The sequence below is a fragment of the Enterobacter cloacae complex sp. 2015409 genome (assembly GCF_041365315.1).
In the GTDB taxonomy this organism is placed as follows: Bacteria; Pseudomonadota; Gammaproteobacteria; order Enterobacterales; family Enterobacteriaceae; genus Enterobacter; species Enterobacter pseudoroggenkampii.
The window spans coordinates 1,295,023-1,313,191 of the sequence record NZ_JBFTVM010000001.1; the positions used below are offsets into that span (position 1 = coordinate 1,295,023).

At 62.9% G+C, this 18,169-nt stretch carries 1 protein-coding gene; it reads right to left on the minus strand.

All coding sequences use genetic code 11. The features are described from left to right. Window positions 1–66: 66 nt before the first annotated feature. Window positions 67–18,072 carry an Ig-like domain-containing protein gene (locus tag ACDO57_RS06170; protein ID WP_370883683.1) on the minus strand — a complete coding sequence of 6,002 codons (18,006 nt, stop codon included), beginning with the start codon at window positions 18,070–18,072 and terminating at the stop codon, window positions 67–69. Between the last annotated feature and the right edge of the window lie 97 nt (window positions 18,073–18,169).

The following is an 18,169-nucleotide window of genomic DNA, read 5'->3' on the forward strand; positions in this document are numbered from 1 at the left end:
GGGTTAACGCAATTCGTGTAAAAGAAACGCCAAAAGGCCGCGAGGAGCGCTCCCCGCGGCGTTGGTTTACGCAATTAACAGCTGATGATTCGCCAGCAGCGTCGCCAGATCCGTCTGCACGCCGTTCAGGGTCACCAGAGTGGTTGGCGAGAACTGGCCGCCTGTACCGTCCAGGTCAACCTGGATCTCGGTATTGCTGCCGTTCTGCACCACGCGGATGTAATCGCTGATATTGCCCGCGCTGCTGTCCAGCGTGGCCACGCCGTTCACGTAGCTCGCCGAACCCGTGCCGGTATAGCCGCTGCCGGAGAGCAGATCGCGCAGGTCAATACGATCCGTGTCCGCGGTCCCTTCCCAGGTGCCGACCGTAAAGCCGTTCACCACGTCGTGACCGTTACCGCCCGTGGCATCCGAGGCGTTGATCAGCTTGTAGAGCAACGTATCGTGACCGCCGCTGCCGATGTTGAAGGTGTCGTTCCCGCCGCGGCCTTCGAACCGGTTATCACCGCTGTTGCCGGTAATGACGTCGTCGAAGTCCGAGCCGTTAATTCCCTCAATGTTGAGCAGTCGTGACGTACCGAATCCGGTGTTCTGCGCGGTTGAGAGGCGCAAATCCACGGTTACGCCGGAGGTCGCATTGCGGTAATCCACCACGTCCATCCCACCGGTGTTGCTCCAGGTGTCATGGTCGGAATGGGTAGTCCAGCCGCCGGAACCGTTGTAGGTATAGGTGCCATCCTCTGCGATAAAGGTGTCGTTATACCCGGTTCCGGTAATGGTTCCGCTGTGGCCGCCGGTGGCCGCTTCGGCCGTCAGGACGTAGCCCTCTTTGCCGTTGCCCGCCTCCAGGCCGCTCCAGGTGACGTTATCCGACACGCCGTTGGTGATCTTCAGGATCTCGGCCGAGTAGGTTTCATTCGGATCCAGCCCGTAGAAGCTCACCAGCGCAGAGGTATCGTTCGAACCGATACCGGACTGGGCGTTGATGATCTGCGAGGCCACCAGTACGCCCGCGGCGTTGTACAGATTGACCGTATTGCCGTAGTAGGCGTTGATGCCCTCGCTGTCGACAATGTGCAGGTGCATCGCGGTGCCGTCAGCAATGGTTTTGCTGTTTTGTACCAGCACCACCTTGCCGTTCTGCTGAGAGACCAGCAGATCCTGCGCACCGTCCCAGTTGTAGTCCACTGCCGCCACGCCGGTGACGTTCGCCAGTCCGGAAGCCAGCTGGCTTGCAGTCCAGGTCGAGCCGTAACCGTTGTTGGTGAACAGCGTTGCCGTCTGCGAGCCGCCATAGGTGCTGAGCTTGACGATGTCCATCTGCCCGTCACCGTTCCAGTCCACCGCCACCGACAGATACCCCGCCGTGGCGTTAGAGGCCTCGACCGCGCTCTTGGTGGTTGAGAGCTTCCCGGTACCGTCGTTGTAGTAGATCACCCCGCCGTTGTTGTTGTAGCTGCTGCCCAGGTACAGATCCATGTAGCCATCGCCGTTGAAGTCCGCCCACGTCATGGACGCCGCCGTGGTGGTATTCGAGGCGTTGGCCACAAACACATTCGTCAGGTTCTGACCGATAGAGAGCGTGCCGTTACCGTTGTTGTTGATCACGGTTAACGAGTACGCGCCGCTGCGGTTGGTGTGCTGAACCACATCCACGGTGCCGTCATTGTTAATATCGACGCCGGAGATTTCACGCATGGTGGTGAACTGTCCCCAGAACCCCGCACCGCCGTACGTGCCGTCAGGCGAGAGTACCCCGTTGTTGTTGATCAGATAGGTAATGGAGTCCGCGCCGGAGTCACCGTACGCCAGATCCAGATAGCCATCCCCGGTTTTGTCGTACGCAATCACGCCGCCGTACCAGATGGTGGTCCCCATCGCCAGCTGGCTGGCGTTATAGGTGCTGCCATCGTAGGTCCACATCACCTGCGTGGATCCTGAGTAGGTGGTCTCCGTGGCGAAAATGTCCTGCGTGCCGTTTCGGTCAAAGTCGGCGGCGGTCTGGCTCACCACGTAATAGCCGCGGGTGTTGGTCAGGGTATTCCCGGCATAGGTCGAGCTATCGCTGCTGGAATAAGACTGGCCGTTAGCAATGATGTTCCACAGACCGCTGCTGTTCATGCCGAGGGTCATGGTGGAGTTGTTGCTGTTCCCCGCCGTGGTCGCCCAGTCGGTATTCACCGAAGTGGTGTCAATCACCAGGCTGCCGGTTGCCGTACCGGTGGTATTGCCGTTACCCGCGCTGCTCTTCACCTGCGCCGTCACGCTGTAGCTCGCCACGCTCAGCGCATCGCCGTCCGGGATCTGCAGATACCAGGTGTTGTGATCCGGATCGACCACCACCGCGCCGCCGGTCTGGGAGGTGTAGATTTTGCCGTTCACCGTCACCACCAGGTATTCACCGTTCACCAGGTCAGCGGAGACGGTGCCGGCGACAATCGGCGTGGTGTCCGACGTGGTCTGCGCGGTAATCGCCGCCGTGGTGGTCGGGATGCTGGTATCAACGTTCAGCACAAAGCCGTCAGACTCCGTGTAGTTACCGGCCCTGTCGGTGACGCGCACAATGTAGGTGTGATTTCCGTCGCTCAGGCCGTTGTCCTGGAAGGACCAGCTTGCGCTGCCGTTCATGGTCACCTGACCGAGCAGGACCCCGTCACGATAGAGCTGCACAATTTCACCGTCGTCCGGAGCGCGGTTAAGCGTCCCGTTGATCAGCGGCGAGTTATCGTCCGTTGCCACCGCGCTGCCAAAGGTGCCCTGACGCTCGCCTTCACCGTCGGTATAGCTCACGACCGTACCCACCGTGGTTGGCGGCGTGGTGTCCACCGTCACCTCCTGAGAGGCGGTGGAGCCGACGTTGCCCGCCTGGTCGATAATCCGCACCTGGTAGGTGTAGTCTCCGTCAGGCAGATCGCGGGTATCGGTGTAGCTCCAGCGCTGGTTGGTGACCGTGGTATCGAGCCAGGTGTTCCCGCCGTCCAGGCTTATCTGTACGCGCTCGTCGCTTGCCAGCGCGCTGCCCAGCGAACCGTTGATGGTCAGCGTGGTGTCCATGGTGATGAAATCACTCCCGGACTGGCCGGTATCTTCGCTGATGCTGTCGATGGTGACGCCGTACTGCGGCGCCTGCGTATCCACCGTCACCGCCTGCGAGGTGGTTGCCCCGACGTTCCCCGCCTGGTCGACGACCCGCACCTGGTAGCTATGGCTGCCGTCGGTCAGGGTACGGGTGTCGCTATAGCTCCACTGCGTCCCGCTGACGGTGGCGTATACCCAGGTCGTGCCGCCGTCCATGCTCACCTGCACGTACTCTCCCGCCCCTAACGCTGCGCCAAGCGTTCCGTGCAGCGTGTACGAGGTCGAACTGGTCAGGAAGTCGTTATTGTCGAATCCGGTATCCACGGTGATGTTATCCACAGTCACCGTAATCGCCGCATCCGGGGCGACCGTATCGACGGTCACCTGCTGATGGGCGCTGGCACCCACGTTGCCCGCCGCATCCACCACGCGAACGTAGTAGTCATAGGTCTGGTTACCCAGCGTGCGGCCATCGACGTAGTACCAGCTGTTGCCGGTGACGATGACGTTCTGCCAGGTCACGCCGCCGTCGATGCTGATTTGGGCATACTCGCCGTCGGCCAGCGTCGCGCCGAGCGAGCCGTGCAGCGTCAGGGACGTATCGTTGGTGATAAAGTCGCTGCTGCTCAGACCGGTATCGTCACTGATGCTGTCGATGGCGATGGTTTTGCTCGCGTCCGGCGCAACCGTATCAATGGTCACCACCTGGCTGGCGGTGGCGCTGATATTGCCCGCGTCGTCAATCACGCGCAGCTGGTAGTTGTAATCCCCGTCGGCCAGCGTGCGGCCATCAACATACGTCCAGCTCAGGCCGCTGACGCTGACGTCGGTCCAGGTGACGCCCCCGTCAAGGCTGATCTGCGCGTGGTCGCCGCTGCCCAGCGCCGCGCCGAGCGTCCCTTTCAGGCTGATCTGGTTGTCGCTGGTGATAAAGTCGCTGCCGGACAGGCCGGTATCCTGCGTAATGGAATCCACGGTAATGGTGGTTGCCGCAGGCTTCGTCAGGTCAATCACCACGTCCTGGCTGTCCGTGGCCCCCACGTTGCCCGCGTTATCAATCACGCGGACCTGGTACTGATACGTACCGTCCGTCAGGGTGCGGCCATCGGCGTAGCGCCAGGTGGTGCCGGTCACGGTCAGGTCGATCCAGGTGACGCCGCCGTCGAGGCTGATCTGCGCCTTCTCGTTATTGCCGAGCTGCGCGGTCAGCGAGCCGTTGACGACGACCTGGCTGTCGTTGGTGATGAAATCCGTTGCGCTCAGGCCGGTGTCGTTTTGCAGCGAATCAATAGCGATCCCCATCGACGGCGCGGTGAGATCGACCGTGACGGTATGGTTATCGCTGGCGCTGTTGCCGATGGTATTGCTGACCTGCGCGTTAATCACGTACGAGCCGCCGTCTGCCAGCGCGGTCACGTCAGCGCTTCCTACCGTGTAGCTCCAGGTACCGTCATTCTGTACGGTCGCCGTATAGGTTTTACCGTTCAGCGTGATGGTCACCGTCTGGCCTACAGGCGCGTCGGTGGTGCCGCTGATGACCAGCGGCGTGCCGTGCTCGGCGGCGTTGACGATATCGTCCTGCGCAAAGATATTAATGGTGATGGTTGGGACATCGCCGTTCAGCGTCACGTCGTGCGTTGCGCTGCCCGGGTTGCCCGCCCTGTCGCTTACCGTAGCCGTAATGGTGTAATCCCCGTCGCTCAGGCCGAGGAAATCACGGCCCGGCACGAAGACCGACCACGATCCGTCCGCCCCGACGGTCGCCTGATAGCTGTGCCCGCTGAAGGAGACGGTCACCGTCTGGCCCTGTTCCGCCGTGGTCGTGCCACGGATGGTCTGGCCCGCCAGCTGCTCGGCGTTGTTGACGATATCGTCATCGGCCACGGTGCTGATGGTTACGGCTGGCGCGACGGTGTCTACCGTTAAGGTGTGCGTGGTCTGGCCGTTATTACCCGCTTTATCGTTGACCGAGGCGGTGACCGTCAGCGCGCCCTGGCTCAGCGCAGCCAGATCGGCTGCCGGAACGTCGAGCGTCCAGGTGCCGTCGCTGCCGACAAGCGCAGTGTAGGTTTTGCCGCCCAGCGTCACGGTAACGGTCTGACCCGCCTCCGCGCTGGAAGATCCGTGCACGGTCAGCGGCTGCTGCGCTTCCGCCGCGTTCAGCATATCGTCAACCGACAGCGCCGCAATGCTCACCACTGGCGCAGTGGTATCCACGCTGATGCCGTGGGTCGCCGACGCGCTGTTGCCCGCGCTGTCCTGCGCCGACACGGACACCTGATAGCGCGCGCCATCGGCCAGGGCACCTACGTCTGCGGCCGGAACGGTGGTCGTCCAGCTGCCGTCGCTCTGGATGGTGGCCGTATAGCTCTTGCCGTTCAGCGTCACGGTAACCTGCGTCCCGCTGGCAAGCTGGGCGCTGGAGCCGTTAATCACCAGGGACGAACCGGCTTCAGCCGCGTTGATGACGTCGTCACCGCTAACGGTGTTCACCGTCAGCGCCACGGATGCGGTGTTGACCACCACGTCATGGGTCTGGGTGCTGCTGTTGCCCGCGCTGTCGGTAATGGTCGCGCTGAGGGTCACGGTGCCGTCGTTCAGCGCGGAAATCACGCTGGCCGGGACGCCCACGCTCCAGTTGCCGCTGGCGTCAACGGTAGTGGTGTACTGGTTCGAACCGATGGTGATAACCACTTTATCGCCGACGCTCGCGCCGGTTGCCGTGCCGCTGACAATCTGCGCCTGCCCGTGCTCCACGCTGTTAATGACGTTATCGCCCGCGACAGCGTTAAAGCTGACGGTCGGCGGCGTGGTATCAAGCGTAATCGCTTTGCCCGCGCTGCCCGGGTTACCCGCGGCGTCGCTCACGCTGACCTGCACGGTGTAGCCGTTATCCGCCAGTGCGGACAGGTCGGTGCCCGGCACGTTCACGCTCCAGACGCCGCCCTGCTGCACCTGGGCGGTATAGCTCTTACCGCCCAGCGTCACGGTGACCGTCTGCCCGACTTCCGCCGTGGTGGTGCCGGAAATGGCCACGCCCGCAGACGCTTCGCTGGCGTTAATCACGTTATCGCCAGCGACCGTATCAATGCTCACGGTTGGCGCAGTCGCGTCCACGCTGTACTCGCGGCCCGCCGAGGCGCTGTTGCCGTGCGCGTTGGTGACGCTCACTTGCACGCTGGCGTCACCGTCCTTCAGGCCCGCGAGATCCGCAGACGGCACGGTGGCCGTCCAGCGGCCGTCAGCATCCACCTTCGCGGTATACGTCTTGCCGCCGAAGGTAATGGTAACGGTCTGGTTTTCCTCCACGTTCGAGGTGCTGCCGGAGAGCACCAGATCCGCGCCTTTCTCCGCCGCGTTAATCACGTCGTCGGTGGCAATCGCATCGATGCTGACGGCAACGACAGACAGATCGACCGTTACGTCATGGCTGATGGTCACCGGGTTGCCCGCCGCGCTCTGGCCCGCAACGGTGACGGTGACCGTACCTGCTGCGAAGGCCCCGACGTCTGCCGCCGGGATCGCCGCGCTCCAGGAACCGTCTGCCAGCACGGAGGCCGCATAGGTTTTGCCATTGACGGTCACGGTGAGCGTTGTACCTGCCGCCAGCCCGTCGCTGGAGCCGGAGACGATCAGGTTTTGAGTATGTTCGATGCTGTTGATCACATCGTCGCCCGCCACGGTATCGACGCGCAGGCCCGGCAGGCTGGCGTCTATAACGATTTCGCGCTCGCCCGCTCCCGTGTTGCCGTGGCCGTTGGTGACGGTTGCCGATACGGTCAAATCGCCATTGCCCAGCGCCGTCAGGACGGACTCCGGCACGTTAACGGACCAGGTCAGATCGCTCTGCACCGTTGCGGTGTACGTGTTACCGCCAATGGTCACGGTGACGGTATTGCCCGCTTCGGCATTCGCCACGGTGCCGCTGATGGTCTGGCCTGCCGCCACTTCCGCCGCGTTGATGACGTTGTCGCCCGCCACGGTATTGATGGTGACGGTCGGCAGCGCGGTATCGACCAGCAGATTCGCGGTGTTGCTGACGCTGTTGCCCACGCCGTTAGTGGCGGTCGCGTTCAGGGTGTAGTTGGCCTGGCCGAGACTCGCCAGATCCGCTGCCGGAACCGTCAGGCTCCAGGTGCCGTCTGCGGCGGTCGTCGCCGTGTAGCTTTTACCGTTGAGGGTCACGATCACCACGGTGCCTTCCGCCAGGTTGGTGCTGGTGCCGCTCACGCTCAGATCCTGACCTTTCTCCACCGCATTCAGCACGTTGTCGCCGCTGATGGCGTTGAAGGCCACGGACGGCAGGCCGGTATCGACGGTCACGTTATGCGTGCCGGTGCCGGTGTTGCCCGCCGCGTCGGTGACGGACGCAGTCACGATCACGGTGCCGTCGCTGAGGCCGGAAATCACGCTGGCCGGGACGCCCACGCTCCAGTTACCCGCCGCGTCCAGAACGGTGGTGTAAGTCTGGCCGCCGATGGTCACGGTCACCTTATCGCCCGCCGCCGCGCCGGTGGCGGTGCCGCTGACGATGTGCGCCTGGCTGTGTTCTGCGAGGTTAATGACATCATCGCCCGCCACGGTATTGATGGTCACCGCAGGCACGGTCACGTCCACCGTCAGAGTGTGATCGACCGACGCCGGGTTGCCCGCTTTGTCGCTGACGCTCGCCTTCACGATGACGCTGCCGTCGCCTAGCGCCGCCAGATCCGCCGCCGGAACGCTCAGCGTCCAGCTGCCGTCCGCGCCTGCCGTCGTGGTGTAGTCTTTGCCGTTCAGCGTCACGGTCACCGTCTGGCCCGCTTCGGCGGTGGTGGTGCCGGACACGGTCAGATCGGACTGCGCTTCTGCGGCATTCAGAATATCGTCAGCCGCCAGGGTATGAATGGTCACGGACGGCGCGGTCGCATCCACGCTGTACTCACGCCCCGCTGAGGCGCTGTTGCCGTTCACGTTGGTGACGCTCACCTGCACGCTGGCGTCGCCGTCCTTGAGGTGTGCCAGATCTGCAGACGGTACGGTCCAGGTCCAGTTGCCGCTGTCGTCCACCGTGGTGGTGTAGATTTTGCCGTTCAGGCTGATGGTCACGGTTTGCCCGGCCTCAACGTGGGTGGTCGCACCGGACAGCACCAGATCCGCGCCCTTCTCCGCCGCGTTAATCACGTCGTCGATGGCGATGGAATTGATGCTGATGGCAACGGTCGCCAGATCCACCGTCACATCGTGGCTGATGGTAATCGGGTTACCCGCTGAACTGTCGCCGGTAACGCTGATTTTGACGGTGCCTTCCGGCCACGCGCTCACGTCCGCTGACGGAACAGCCGCGCTCCAGGTGCCGTCCGCCAGCACCGTGGCCGCATAGTCTTTACCGTTGACGGTGACGGTCAGCGCCGTGCCCGGTGCCAGCCCGTCGCTGGATCCGCTGACGATCAGGTTCTGCGCGTGCTCGATGGTGTTGATCACGTCATCACCCGCGACGGTATCGACGCGCAGCCCCGGCAGGTTAGCGTCGATCGCGATCTCGCGCTCGACGGTGCCGGTGTTGCCGTGGCCGTTGGTAACGGTCGCCGTCACGCTCAGGCTGCCGTTGCCCAGCGCGGTCAGCACGTCAGACGGCACGTTGACGGACCAGGTCAGGTCGTTCTGCACCGTTGCGGTGTAGCTGTTGCCACCAATGGTCACGGTCACGGTATTGCCCGCTTCGGCATTCGCCACGGTGCCGCTCAGGGTCTGGCCTGCGGCCACTTCCGCCGCATTAATGACGTTATCGCCCGCCACGGTGTTGATGTTGACCGTTGGCAGCGCGGTGTCCACCAGCAGGTTCGCGGTGTTGCTCACGCTGTTGCCCACGTCGTTGGTGGCGGTTGCGTTCAGGGTGTAGTTGGCCTGACCGAGACCGGCCAGATCTGCTGCCAGAACCGTCAGGCTCCAGGTGCCGTCTGCGGCGGTCGTCGCCGTGTAGTTTTTGCCGTTCAGGGTCACGGTCACCGCGGTGCCTTCCGCCAGGTTGGCGCTGGTGCCGCTGACGCTCAGATCCTGACCTTTCTCCACCGCGTTCAGCACGTTGTCGCCGCTGATGGCGTTGAAGGCCACGGACGGCAGACCGGTATCGACGGTCACGTTATGCGTGCCGGTGCCAGTATTGCCCGCCGCGTCGGTGACCGACGCCGTGACGGTCACGGTGCCGTCGCTGAGGCCGGAAATCACGCTGGCCGGGACGCCGACGCTCCAGTTGCCCGCCGCGTCCAGCACGGTGGTGTAGGTCTGGCCGCCGATGGTGACGGTGACCTTATCGCCCGCTGCCGCGCCGGTGGCGGTGCCGCTGATGATGTGCGCCTGGCCGTGCTCAGCGATGTTAATCACGTCGTCGCCCGCCACGGTATTGATGGTCACCGCAGGCACGGTGATATCTACCGCCAGGTTGTGATCCACCGATGCCGGGTTGCCCGCCTTGTCGCTGACCGATGCGGTGACGGTCACGCTGCCGTCCGTCAGGGCCGCAACATCGGCCGCCGGAACGTTCAGCGTCCAGTTGCCGTCTGCGCCGACGGTTGTGGTGTAGTCTTTGCCGTTCAGCGATACGGTGACCGTCTGGCCCGCTTCGGCGGTGGTGGTACCGGACACGGTCAGATCGCTCTTCGCTTCGGCGGCATTAAGGATGTCGTCCGTCGCCAGGGTGTTAATGGTCACGCTCGGCGCGGTCGCATCCACGCTGTACTCGCGGCCCGCCGAGGCGCTGTTGCCGTTCACGTTGGTGACGCTCACCTGCACGCTGGCGTCGCCGTCTTTCAGACCCGCCAGGTCGGCGGCTGGCACCGTGGTCGTCCATTTGCCGTCGGCACCTACGGTCGCGGTGTAGCTCTTGCCGCCGAAGATGATGGTAACGGTCTGGTTTTCCTCAACGTTTGAGGTCGCCCCGGAGAGCACCAGATCCGCGCCCTTCTCGGCGGCATTAATCACGTCGTCGGCGGCAATCGCATCGATGCTGATGGCAACGGTCGCCAGGTCCACCGTCACATCATGGCTGATGGAGACCGGATTACCGGCGCTGCTCTGGCCTGCCACGGTCACGGTGACCGTGCCTGCCGCCAGGGCACCCACGTCCGCAGCCGGGATCGCCGCGCGCCAGGTGCCGTCCGCCAGCACGGTGGCCGGGTAGGTTTTGCCGTTGACGGTGACGGTCAGCGCCGCGCCCGCCGCCAGCCCGTCGCTGGTGCCGGTAATAATCAGGTTCTGCCCGTGTTCGATACTGTTGATCACGTCGTCGCCCGCCACGGTATCCACACGCAGGCCCGGCAGGTTAGCGTCTATCACGATTTCGCGCTCAGCGGATCCGCTGTTGCCGACGCCGTTGGTCACGCTGGCTGACACGGTCAAATCGCCGTTGCCCAGCGCGGTCAGCACGTCGGACGGCACGTTAACGGACCAGGTGAGATCGCTCTGCACCGTTGCGGTGTAGCTGTTGCCGCCAATCGTCACGGTCACGGTGTTGCCCGCTTCGGCATTCACCACCTTACCGCTGATGGTCTGGCCGGCTGCCAGCTCCGCCGCGTTAATAATGTCGTCGCCCGCAATGGTGTTGACGATCACGCCCGGCAGAACGGATTCCACGCTCACGGTATGCGACGCGCTGGTGCTGTTACCGACGCTGTCCGTTGCCGAGGCGGTGACGGTATAAAGCGCCTCGCCCAACTGACCGACTTCGTTCGCCGGAACGGTGGTGGTCCATTTTCCGTTATCGTCCACCTGCGCGCTGTACGCTTTGCCGTTCAGCATCACGGTTACCACCGCGCCTGCCGCCAGGCCGGAAGCCGTACCGGAGAGGGTCAGATCCTGAGTTTTCTCGGTATGGTTGATCACATCGTCACCGGAAACGGTGTCAATGGTCAGCCCCGGCGCGGTCAGGTTCACCTCCACGCCGTGCGTGGCGCTGTTGCTGTTGCCTGCTTTATCGGTCAGCGCCGCGGTAATAGTGTAATCCCCGGCGGCCAGCGCGGTGACGTCCGCCGCAGGCACGCCCACGCTCCAGTTGCCGGAGGCGTCCAGGGTGGCGGTGTACGATTTGCCGTTGAGGGTGACCGTGACCACGTCGCCCGCCGCCGCGCCGGTCACGGAACCGGTGACAATCAGGGCCTGCGCATGCTCGGCGCTGTTGATCACGTCGTCGTCGGATACGGTGTGAATGGTCAACTGTGGAACGGTGGTATCCACCAGCACGTCGCGATCCGCGGAGGCCGGGTTGCCCGCTTTGTCCGATACGGCGGCGCTGACGGTGTAGTTCCCGTCGGTAATACCGCTCACATCCGCGGATGGCACGGTCACGCTCCAGCTGCCGTTGGCCTGCACGGTGGTGGTATAGTCCACACCGTTCAGGGTCACGGTGACGGTCTGGCCCGCTTCGGCGTTGGTGACGCCGTTAATCACCAGATCCTGCTGCGCTTCAGCCGCATTGATGATGTTGTTGTCGCTGATGATTTCAATAGACACCGTCGGCGCGGTCGCGTCCACGCTGTACTCGCGGCCCGCCGACGCGCTGTTGCCGTTCACGTTGGTCACGTTCACCTGCACGCTGGCGTCACCGTCCTTCAGGCTGCCCACGTCGGCAGACGGTACGGTAGCTGTCCAGTTGCCGTCGGCATCGACCTTCGCGGTGTACGACTTGCCGCCGAAGGTGATGGTAACGGTCTGGTTTTCTTCCACGTTGGTGGTGGAGCCAGACAGCACCAGGTCCGCGCCTTTCTCTGCCGCGTTAATCACGTCGTCAGAGGCAATCGGGTTAATGCTGATGGCGACTGCCGCCAGATCCACCTTCACGTCATGGCTGATGGAAACCGGGTTGCCCGCCGCGCTCTGGCCTTCCACGGTCACGGTAACCGTGCCCGCATTCAGCGCGCTGACGTCTGCCGCCGGAATGGCCGCCGTCCAGGTGCCGTCCGCTAGCACGGTTGCCGCGTAGGTTTTGCCGTTGACGGTCACCGTCAGCGCCGCGCCCGCTGCCAGGCCTTCGCTTGAGCCGGTGATAATCAGGTTCTGAGCGTGTTCGATGCTATTGATCACATCGTCGCCCGCCACGGTATCGACGCGCAGGCCCGGCAGGTTGGCATCTATAACGATTTCGCGCTCGCCCGTTCCGGTGTTGCCGTGGCCGTTGGTGACGCTGGCTGACACCGTCAGATCGCCGTTACCGATAGCGGTTAAGGCCGTGGACGGCACGTTGACCGACCAGCTCAGGTCGTCCTGAACCGTCGCGGTCCAGGTATTGCCACCGACTGAAACAGTGACAGTGTCACCGCTCGCCGCGCCGCTCACTTTCCCGCTCAGGGTCTGCCCGCTAGCCACTTCCGCCGCGTTAATGACATCGTCAGTGGCGACAGGGTTGATGGTGACCTGCGGCAGCGCGCTGTCGACCAGCACGCTGTGCCCGGTGCTCGCGTTGTTCCCCGCGCTGTCGGTCACGCTCGCCGTCACGGCGTAGCTCGCTTCGCCCAGCGCAGAGACGTTTGCCGCCGGAACGGTCACGCTCCAGTTCCCGCTCGCGTCGGCGGTGGCCGTATAGCTGATGCCGTTCAGGGTCACCGTAATGGTCGTGCCGTCCGGCTGGTTACTGGTGCCGGACACCTGCAGATCCTGGCCTTTCTCAGTCGCGTTGATCACGTCGTCAACCGCCAGGGTATTAATGGCAATTACCGGCGCGGTCAGGGAGACGTCAAACTCGTGCGTCGCGGTGGTGCTGTTACCGGCTTTGTCGGTGAGGGTCGCAGAGATCGTCTGCTCGCCGTTTGCCAGCGCGCCCACGTCCGCCGCAGGAACGCCCACGCTCCAGCTGCCGGACACGTCCAGCATGGCGGTGTAGTCTTTGCCGTTCAGGGTCACGGTGATCACGTCGCCCGCCTGCGCGCCCGTGACCTTACCGGAGACGATCAGCGCCTGGCCGTGCTCGGCAATATTCACGATGTCGTCGCCCGCAACGATGTTGAACGAAATCTGCGGCACGGTGGTGTCGACCAGCACCGAGGAACCTGCGCTGGCCGGGTTACCTGCTTTGTCGGACACGGTCGCCGTGACCGCCGCGCTGCCGTCGGTGATGCCCGCCAGATCCGCCGCCGGAACGTCGAGCGTCCAGCTGCCGTCCGCCTGCACCTGCGCGGTGTACTGATTGCCGTTGAAGGTCACGGTGACCGTCTGGCCCGCTTCGGCAGTAGACGTCCCGCTCAGGGTCAGATCCTGCGCCGCCTCTGCCGCGTTCAGCATATTGTCATTGCTGATGGTGTTGATGGTCACCGTCGGCGCGGTGGTATCGACGCTGAATTCCTGCGCCGAAGACGCCGCGTTGCCGTTCACGTTGGTGACGCTGACCTGCACGCTGGCGTCACCGTCCTTCAGGGCTCTCAGATCGGCAGCCGGAACGGTCCAGGTCCAGTCGCCGTTGCCATCCACCGTCGTGGTATAGGTTATACCCGCAAAGGTGATGGTGACGGTCTGACCCGCTTCCACGTTGGACGTGGTGCCGGACAGCACGAGGTCCTGGCCTTTTTCCGCCGCGTTGAGCACGTTGTCGTCGGTCACGCTGCTGATGGTGATGGCGACAGGCGCGAGATCGACGTCCACGACGGTGCCGATGGTCACCGGGTTGCCGGAGGCATCCTGCGCGCTTGCCTTGATATCCAGCGAGCCATCCGCCCACTGGGACACGTCCGCCGCCGGTACCGCTGTCTGCCAGGTGCCGTCGGCCAGCACCGTTGCGGAATACGCTTTGCCGTTAATGGTCACGGTCACGGTGCTGCCCGCCGCCAGATCGGTGCTGGTGCCGGAGACAATCAGATTCTGGGCGTGTTCGATGACGTTAATCACATCGTCACCTGCGACCGTATCAATACGCAGTCCCGGAAGCTGGGCGTCGATGGTGAAGTCGAGAGAAGAAGAGCCGGTATTACCGTGGCCGTTGGTCACGCTGGCGGATACGGTGAGGTCGCCGTTGCCGAGCGCGGTGAACTGGCTTTCGCTTAACGGCAGGCTCCAGGTGAGATCGTCCTGCACGGTAGCCGTGTAAGTCTGACCGCCGAGGATAATCGTGACAGTGTCACCTGCCGCCGCGTTCGTCACCTTACCGGACAGGGTTTGCCCTGCCGCCACTTCCGCCGCGTTAACGATATTGTCGCCCGCCAGCGTGCCGATCGTCACCACCGGCAGCGAGCTGTCCACCAGCACATCGTGTGAGGTTGAGGCGCTGTTGCCTACGCTATCCGTGACGCTCGCCGTCACGGTGTAATGAGCTTCTCCCAGGACGCTTACGGCCGAGGCCGGTACGGTCACGCTCCAGTTGCCGCTGGCGTCAGTGGTGGCGGTGTAGTTGATGCCGTTCAGGTTAACGGTGACGCGCGTGCCTTCCGGCTGGTTGCTGGTGCCGGAGAGCAGCAGATCTTCGCCCTTCTCGGTCGCATTGATTACGTCGTCCGCCGCCAGGGTGTTGATACCGATAACAGGCGTCACGGTATTCACCACCACATCCAGCGAACTGCTTCCGGTGTTGCCGGATCGGTCGGTCACGGAGACGTCAATGGTCCATGTGCCGTCCGTCAGCCCCTGAACGACAGACGCCGGCAGGCCGAGGCTCCAGTTGCCCGCCGCATCCACCACGGTGGTGTAATCCACGCTGTTAATGGTAATGGTCACAAGGTCGCCCGCTGCCGCACCGGTGACGGAGCCGCTCAGGATCTGCGCCTGTGAATGGGCGAGCTGGTTAACGGTGTTAGTGTCGGTGACAAAGTCATTAATGGTCACCTGCGGTACGGTCGCATCCACCAGACCCACGCGATCGGCGCTGCTGCTGTTGCCCGCCACGTCGCTCACGGTTGCCGTCACGGTAACGATGCCGTCCGTCAGGGCGCCGACGTCAGCCGCCGGGACGCTCAGCTGCCAGCTACCGTCCGTCTGGACCGTGGTCTGATACGTTTTGCCGTTCAGCGTCACGGTGACAGTCTGGCCGGGTTCCGCACTGCTGCTGCCGCTTAACAGTAAATCCTGCTGCGCTTCTGCCGCATTAATGATGTTGTCGGCGGTCAGGTTATCGAGCGTAATCGCCGGTGGCTGCGTATCCACCGTGACAACGCGCGAGGCGTCCGCGCTGTTGCCGCTGACGTTAGTGACGTTGACGCTCACCTGCGCGCGCCCGTCGGTCAGGGTTTCCATGGCGCTGGCGGGTACGGTCAGGCTCCAGGAGCCATCCTGCTGCACCTGCGCGGTAAAGGTCTGGTCAGCGAATTTCACCACCACGGTCTGCCCCGCTTCCACGCCCTGCGTCTGGCCGGAAAGGGTTAAATCACCGCCTTTTTCTGCCGCATTCAGCAGGTCGTCGCCGGAGACGGTATCAATGGTGACCGCCACGGCGTTCAGATCGAGTTCAATCGGGTGTTCAGCCGCAACGGGATTGCCCCAGTCATCTACCGCGCTGACGCTCACCGTCATGCCGCCCGCCGTCCAGGCCTGCAGGTCCGCCGCCGGAACGCCGATCTGCCAGTTGCCGCTGGCGTTAACCGCGGTAACGTACTCAACGTTGTTGATGGTGACGATAATCTGCGTGCCCGCGGCCAGATGGCTACTGGAGCCGGTGACGCTCAGATCCTGCTGCTGCTCAATGGCGTTGATCACGTCATCGCCGGAAATGGTGTTCACGCGCAGACCCGGCAGCTCCGCGTTGATATTGATATCACGCTCGCCGGTGCCGGTATTGCCGTGCCCGTTGGTCACCGACGCGGTGAAGGTTAAATCGCCGTCGCCGAACGCCTGAAGATCCGCTGATGGGATCTTCACGCTCCAGGTCAGATCGCTGCCAACCGTTGCGGTGTAGCTCTTGCCGCCTGCGGTGATGGAGACGGTATCGCCCGCCGCCGCGCCGGTAACGCGACCGCTGAGGGTTTGATCGACGCCCGCTTCGGCGTTATTGACCAGGTTGTCGCCCGCAAACGTATTGATGATGACCTGCGGAAGGACGGTATCCACCAGCAGATTCGCTTCGGCAGAACCGCTGTTACCCACGCTGTCGGTACCGCTGACGCTGACGGTGTAAAGGGTGTTTGCCAGATTCAGGACGTCGGACACCGGCACCTGGATCGCCCAGATACCGTTTTCGACGGTGGCCTGATAGTTGACGTTGTTCAGCGTCACGGTGACGGTGGTGCCGTCCGGCAGGTTGCTGGTGCCGGTCAGGCTCAGCGGCTGCATCGCCTCCTGGGCATTCAGGACGTTATCCTGGCTGATGGCGTCAATCGTAAATTCTGGCGGATGTCCACTCAGCGTAATGTCGTGCGTGGCGCTGCCGGTGTTGCCTGCCGCATCAGTGACGGAAACCGAAAGCGTATGGTTGCCTTCGCCCAGCGCGCCCAGCACGGACGCCGGCACGCCCACGCTCCAGCTGCCGTCCGCCAGCACCACGCCGGTGAAGGTCTGACCGCCAAGGGTTACGGTGACCACATCGCCCGCGGCGGCACCGCTCGCCTGGCCGGAAATAATGTGCGCCTGGCCCTGCTCGCTGATATTAAGGATATCGTCGCCCGCCACGGTATGGATGGTGATGACCGGCGCGACGGTATCCACCGTGAAATCTGCCGTCACGGACGAGCCGTTGCCCGCTTTGTCGCTCACGTTAACCGTCAGGGTGTGATTGCCCTCGCTGAGCGCCTGCACGTCGCCCGCCTCCAGCGTGACGGACCAGGTGCCGTCGCTGCCCACCGTGGCGTTATAATTTTTACCGTTCAGGGTGACCGTGACGATCTGACCGGCTTCCGCATTCGTTTTACCGGTTAGCGTCAGCGGCTGATTATGCTCAGCCGCATTAATGATGTTGTCCTGTGCGAGGGTATCGACAGAGAGGGTTGGCGCGGTGGTATCCACGCCAATCGTCTGGCTTCCGCTGACGGTATTACCCGCCGCGTCTTTACCGCTGACGTTGACGGTCCAGGTGCCATCGCCCAGCGCCTGCGCGTCTGCCGCAGGTACGTTAACACTCCACGCGCCGTCTGCCCCGACTTCAGCCGCGTAGGTTTTGCCGTTCAGCGTCACGGTGAGTTCGGTACCCTGCGCCAGATTTTTGCTGGCGCCGGAGAGCGTAAAGCCCGCAGATTGCTCGCTGGCGTTCAGCACGTTATCGCCCGCCGTGGTGGCCAGCGTAATGGCGGCCTCGGCGGTCGAGACCGTTACGGTGATGTTGCCCGCATCGGTGGTTTTACTGCCGTCGATCTGCACGACCGACCAGGTGTGCTCCCCGTCCGTCTGGGTCGGTAATATTACCGTCCACGTGCCGTCTTTACCGACCATGGTGCTGGCAATGGTGCTGCCGCTGCTGTCTTTGATCTGAATGGTCGCGCCCGGCTGACCGGTACCGCTAAAGGTTGGGTTGCTGTCGTCCGTGATCTCATTTGCACTCAGCACGCCCTGCTTGTCACCCGCTTTATCCGACAGCAGGAAGGTCGGCGTGGCGCTTTCAACTTCTTTGGTATTATCAATGACTTTTGTTTTAGTCTCGCCGTCACCGCCGTTTGCCAGCAGCGCCCCGATGGCACCGCCGCCTAACGCAGCTCCCGCAATCCAGCCCCACGGCGCGTCGCTTAAAACACTTTCCTGCTCGAGGAAAGGTTGAATGCTGCTAATCGGTGTGGCCTGCGCGGTTAACTCGGTCACCGCAACGCCTGACGCTTCCCCGGCATCGGCAAAAGAAATATGTGTCAGTTCCTGACGGTCGTTGAATACCAGTTCTGACTGGTTATGCGTCTCTGGATCTTCGACAAAATAGTTATTGCAGCGAATAACGCTGCCATCTTTCATATAAATGAGGAGGTCTTTCCCCTGGCGGACATAACGCGCCACATCCTGAGCAGAACCTTGGATTTCAATCACGCTCGGCGATGAAATAGAGACCGACAGATTTCCTTCGCCGGTTAATTTCGTTTTCTCCGCCGTTTTGCGAATGATGACATCAACAACCTTTACGTTACTCATTTCTTCTCCTTGCAGGTGTGCGGATTCCTGTGGATATGTCCACCAGACGGATGTAGCTATCCCTGGGAAAAAACACCCATTATTTTCAGACTTATTT